5 protein-coding genes are annotated in these 5,212 nt (G+C 42.9%); 2 read left to right on the top strand and 3 right to left on the bottom strand.

Going from position 1 to position 5,212, the window contains the following annotated elements; all coding sequences use genetic code 11:
- The first annotated feature begins 139 nt into the window (after positions 1-139).
- Positions 140-277: a hypothetical protein gene (locus IQR33_RS31020; protein WP_005377165.1), complete on the top strand. Its 138-nt coding sequence runs from the start codon at positions 140-142 to the stop codon at positions 275-277.
- A 61-nt stretch (positions 278-338) separates the two neighbouring features.
- Here IQR33_RS31020 and IQR33_RS31015 read toward each other — a convergent pair whose 3' ends face one another.
- Positions 339-2,105, bottom strand: a complete 1,767-nt coding sequence (locus tag IQR33_RS31015; RefSeq protein ID WP_193837339.1) for a sigma-54-dependent Fis family transcriptional regulator — start codon at positions 2,103-2,105, stop codon at positions 339-341.
- A 239-nt stretch (positions 2,106-2,344) separates the two neighbouring features.
- On the opposite strand from IQR33_RS31015, the gene IQR33_RS31010 reads away from it, so the two are divergent.
- Complete coding sequence (locus tag IQR33_RS31010) at positions 2,345-3,865, top strand: aldehyde dehydrogenase family protein (protein WP_193837340.1); 1,521 nt, start codon at positions 2,345-2,347, stop codon at positions 3,863-3,865.
- 126 nt (positions 3,866-3,991) lie between these two features.
- On the opposite strand, the gene exsE2 is transcribed toward IQR33_RS31010, so the two are convergent.
- Both exsE2 and exsC read right to left on the bottom strand, forming a co-directional pair.
- Positions 3,992-4,297 carry a T3SS regulon translocated regulator ExsE2 gene (exsE2, locus tag IQR33_RS31005; RefSeq protein WP_017821350.1) on the bottom strand — a complete coding sequence of 102 codons (306 nt, stop codon included), beginning with the start codon at positions 4,295-4,297 and terminating at the stop codon, positions 3,992-3,994.
- An 8-nt stretch (positions 4,298-4,305) separates the two neighbouring features.
- On the bottom strand, positions 4,306-4,752 hold the full coding sequence (gene exsC, locus IQR33_RS31000; protein ID WP_017821349.1) for a type III secretion system regulatory chaperone ExsC: 447 nt from the start codon (positions 4,750-4,752) through the stop codon (positions 4,306-4,308).
- Positions 4,753-5,212 lie beyond the last annotated feature (460 nt).

Raw genomic sequence — 5,212 nt, 5'->3', positions numbered from 1 at the left:
GCGCCCACATGGAGGATGTTTACTATATGAACATCCTTTATTTTTTGAAACTAGCAACAAGGATCCAGTAAAACATGTTTTTCTGGTTTTGTTTACGTCGACCAAGAAGGTAATTAACACAGCAAATTGAGGTTCTAAGATGACTCTTAACAAGTACTTTGTTTTCATTCCAGCAGAATTGGAACAGGAAATGCACAAGGACAATCAAGTGATCTCTGAGAAGGAAACTCAACGTCAGGCATTAGTAAAACAGGCACAACAACAAGGCGGCCTGTAAGCTAGGTTTCAAAGAGAAAGAGCACCGCAACGGTGCTCTTTTTGTATCTGAGGTCGTAGAATTAACTTAATATGCCAAGGCTTTTCAACTTTCTGTAAATGGTATTTCGGCTCACACCAAGCATACGAGACGTTTTGCTAATGTTCCCCTGATTGGCTTGATATGTTTTGAGCAACTTATCTTCGACGGTTGCACGCAGTTCTGAAGTTGGTTCAGCGGATGCTGCTCCTTCTTGAGCTTGGCTGAGTTTCATACTTAGGTGGGCTGGGACGTGTATGAGTTCCAATATTTCTTCACCTTGCGCCATTAAGGCGGATACTTTGATTAAACTATCGAGTTCACGCAAATTTCCTGGCCATGAGTAAGACAGCATCAGAGAAAGTAGGTGAGGGCAAAGCTGTTGTTCAGATTCGGCGTGACGCCGATGAATGTTCTCAATCAGTTGTCGTTTGTCATCACGTTCCTCAAAGCGAGGTAGCTCAATGATCAAGCCATTAAGGCGATAATACAAATCTTGGCGGAACAATCCTTCGCTGACCAAATGTTCCAGATCTTTATGCGTGGCTGCAATGATTTGCGTATCGACTTGAATGCTTTGGTTGGAACCCACGGGAAGCACGGTTTTATCTTGCAATACATGGAGCAATCGGCTTTGAGCTTCCAAGGGTAAATCTGCGATTTCATCTAGAAACAAAATCCCTTTGTGTGCTTGGCGAATTTTTCCCTGATAGCCTTTGCTGTTTGCGCCAGTAAAGGCACCGGCTACGTAGCCAAATAATTCAGATTCAACCAGATCTTTTGGTAGCGCTCCGCAGTTGACGGAAACTAACGGTCCCGTTTTTCTCTGGCTGTTTTTATGGAGTGCTTTCACAAACTCGTTTTTGCCAACACCAGTCTCTCCGAGAATCAACAAACTGATGTCTTTATCGATGACGCGATTGGCTTGCTGCCAACAGTGCTCAACAGCGGAGTCGCCATAATGAAGATCATTGGACGCCGCTACAGCACGAGACTTGACCTTGCTATCTTTATCGGTAAGCGGTTTTGTTTTGAAAACGAAAGGGTGCTCATTTCCCCGAGTGGATAGAATGTCGTCTAAGGATTGCCCAATGATACTTTTTTGCGCAAAAAGTTGAGAGGCTACTTGATTGTGAGCCAAAACTTGTCCGTCTTCATTTGCAATGATAATTCCTTGCCAACCACTATTCAGTAAACCTTTTTCGCACGCTAAATCCACACGAATATGCCCTTGTGGAATCAAGTTAAGTAGTTGATTCTCCACTTGCTGGACCATGTTTTGTACTAGTACTTGCGTTGAGAAGTCATGTCTCTTTTGCTCGCTTGTAATATCTAATACGCCAATGAGGTTACCAAGATGATCGAAAATAGGATTAGCCGAACAGCTAATAAAACGATGGTGTTGGATAAAGTGCTGATCACCAATAACAGAAACGGGCTTTGCTTCAACCAAAGCTGTACCAATCGCGTTGGTGCCTTTGACCTTTTCTTGCCAGCATGCTCCAGAGCTTAGCGAGATTTCCGTCAACTTCTCACGAAATCTAGGCTGTCCCCAACTGCCGATGATGACACCATCTGAATCCGTCAAAATTAAGCGACTGTCGCTATGAGCAAATAGCTGATTAAACAAAGGGAGCGCAAATTGAGTGACTGCCTCTAGCAAAAAGTTGAGTTGGTGACGCCTATCTTGGAGCGTCGCTGGCGTTACTCGAATATCTTCAGGGCGTCGACGCTGTTTTAAACCCGCTTGTTCACTTCTGACCCATGAAGTTGAAAGCCAATTGTTATCGCTAATATGTTGAAGTTCCATGACTGTACCATTTTGTCACAGTGAGGGTGTGCCATTTTGGAACACTTGAACATTGGTGTTCACACCATACATCCGCTCAAACATCGCTCACTTGGTTTGTTATCGCTTGGTAATCATAGTTTTACATTTAATTAACAACAAGTGTGGCGTAGTTGGCGTGTGACTTGCGTAATGCTCTTTGTGAACAGTGCGATACGACACTGCAATAACACATTGAACGAGAAACAAAAGGAAGAGTTATGATCTATGCACAGCCAGGTAGTGAAAATGCCATTGTTAACTTTAAATCGCATTACGATAACTTTATCGGTGGGGAATGGGTAAAACCAACGGGTGGTGAGTACTTTGACAATATCTCACCAATCAACGGACAAGCGTATTGTAAAGTTGCTCGCTCTAGCGAGGAAGATATTGATTTAGCACTGGATGCCGCGCACAACATCAAAGCAAAATGGGCCAAAACCAGCGTGACAGAACGTTCGAACATCTTGCTGAAAATTGCTGACCGTATTGAGCAGCATCTAGAAGAGCTTGCTGTTGCAGAAACTTGGGAAAACGGCAAACCAGTTCGCGAAACCTTGGCGGCAGATTTACCTTTAGTAGTGGATCACTTCCGTTACTTCGCTGGCTGTATTCGCGCACAAGAAGGCAGTGCGGCAGAACTGGATGAGCACACCGCAAGCTACCACTTCCCAGAACCGATTGGTGTGGTTGGTCAAATTATTCCGTGGAACTTCCCAATGTTGATGGCGGCTTGGAAACTAGCACCGGCACTAGCGGCGGGTTGCTGTGTGGTATTGAAGCCAGCAGAGCAAACCCCAACGTCGATTCTGGTTCTGATGGAAAAAATCGGTGACCTTCTTCCTCCTGGTGTCATCAACGTTGTAAACGGATATGGTTCTGAAGCGGGTCAAGCATTAGCAACCAGCAACCGCATTGCGAAACTCGCGTTTACCGGGTCTACGCAAGTTGGCAACCACATTCTGAAATGTGCAGCAGACAACCTGATCCCATCGACAGTTGAGTTAGGTGGTAAATCTCCAAACATCTACTTCTCAGATATCTTCGATTACGAAGATGAGTATCTTGATAAGTGTATCGAAGGTACGTTACTTGGTTTCTTCAACCAAGGTGAAGTTTGTACTTGTCCATCTCGCGTACTGGTTCATGAAGCGATTTATGACAAGTTTGTAGAGAAACTGACGGAACGTGCACAGCTGATTAAACAAGGTAATCCGCTCGATACCGATACTCAAGTCGGTGCTCAGGCTTCTCAAGAACAGTTTGATAAGATTTTAAGTTACCTGGAAATCGGCCGTGAAGAAGGCGCAAAAGTGGTCTTTGGTGGTGGAGTGTCAGAACAGCCAGAGTCTATCAACCAGGGGTACTACATTCAGCCAACCATGTTGGAAGGCCACAACAAGATGCGAATCTTCCAAGAAGAAATCTTTGGCCCAGTGATCGCTATCACCAAATTCAAAGATGAGGCTGAAGCGTTGGAAATCGCAAACGACACTGAATATGGCTTAGGCGCAGGTGTTTGGACACGTGATGCGAACGTTGCATATCGTATGGGCCGTAATATTGAAGCTGGCCGGATCTGGATTAACTGTTACCACGCTTACCCTGCACACGCAGCGTTCGGTGGTTACAAAAAATCGGGTATCGGGCGCGAAACGCACAAGATGATGCTGGATCACTACCAGAATACTAAGAACTTGCTGATTAGCTACAGCATCGACCCGTTAGGCTTCTTCTAGTGAAACTAAGTAATTAATAAAGAAAAAGCAGTATGAATCAAAACCCCGAATCTTCGGGGTTTTTTATTAGCGTGAGCTTGTCGGCTGAAGGTTAACTTAGATGTTTAACCTGCTTATATTGTGATATCAGGAACGTTGAATTATCGCCACTTTTCGTTCCATAAGCTTTTCTACGGCGGCGTTTTGCTTGTCAATATTGAGTTGTGGATCAAAGTCCAAAACGCGATTGCAAGATTCGAGACTGGCAAATTGATTTAAACATTCACCAAGCTCTCTTTTAGAGCTTGTTCGCATCAGACTGCTTTCTGATGAGGAGAGTAGGGTGACTTTACGGCCATGAAACGTTCCTTGCGGCACTGCATCACTTTGCTGCGCTTGTTGAACGTCATGAACCGATGAATTGGTGTATGTGGATTGGATGTCATTGGACATAAAGACACCTAAACTCTCAAGTCTAAAGTTTGTGGCATCGGTGGTGCCTTATCAATAGTTACATGAGAAGACAATAACGCTTCCCACGACTCGCTGTGCGTCAGCAATTCTGCTAAAGCTGTTTCAAAATATTCGTAATCCAGTCGCCTAATGTTAATGAGTCGATTTAAACATAGGACATGTCGGTGGTTATCTAAACTAAAAAATAACTGGTGCTCAGGCCAGTGATAATTAAAGGCCAAGAAAGAGCGATAAAGATCGGAATTTACAATTTGAAGGCCAACAATCTCAGCTTCGAGCTGCAGAGTTGTCGATTCAGGATGAAAGATGATATGCACCCTTAGATTATCATCAAAGGCTAAGCTTACTTCATTTTCCGTTAGATGCAGTGCAGGCAAGCCTATTTGATGAGCAAACTTTAGCAAAATCTCATCGATAGTTTGGCGTGCTGACATAGGAATAGTCCCTTTTGAAATTTTATCAAGGAAAATATTAGATGTATCTCTTCATGTTTATCAATATTAGTCGGTTGTTATTATATTTTGGCTTTTAAATGTGTTGAGAGAAATAGAAAGGCAAAAGTAAATGTGTTCAGATGCATATCTCGATGGTAATGATATATATGAATATCACTTTTCTCTAATAAACTTCAATTAAGGAAGGAATGAAAGAGAACAGAAACTGCTTTTGAAATTACAGTCCATGTTAACTACGTGTTGTTGAAAAATGCGATTTATTGTCCGCTTGTAGTATAAATATAAGTTGATCTTTTATATTTTTACATAAAGAATTGTGTGAATTTCAAATGAGCTAGATTATATAAAATAAGTTTATGGGGCCATAATGAACAATTCTATATGGGCTGGTTTTATTGGGTTATTCATACTGAGTGGGTGCAGTCAGACTGTGTCCGTT

Source organism: Vibrio sp. OPT46, assembly GCF_015163535.1.
Classification (GTDB): domain Bacteria; phylum Pseudomonadota; class Gammaproteobacteria; order Enterobacterales; family Vibrionaceae; genus Vibrio; species Vibrio alginolyticus.
This window is presented reverse-complemented; position numbering and strand designations above follow the sequence as displayed.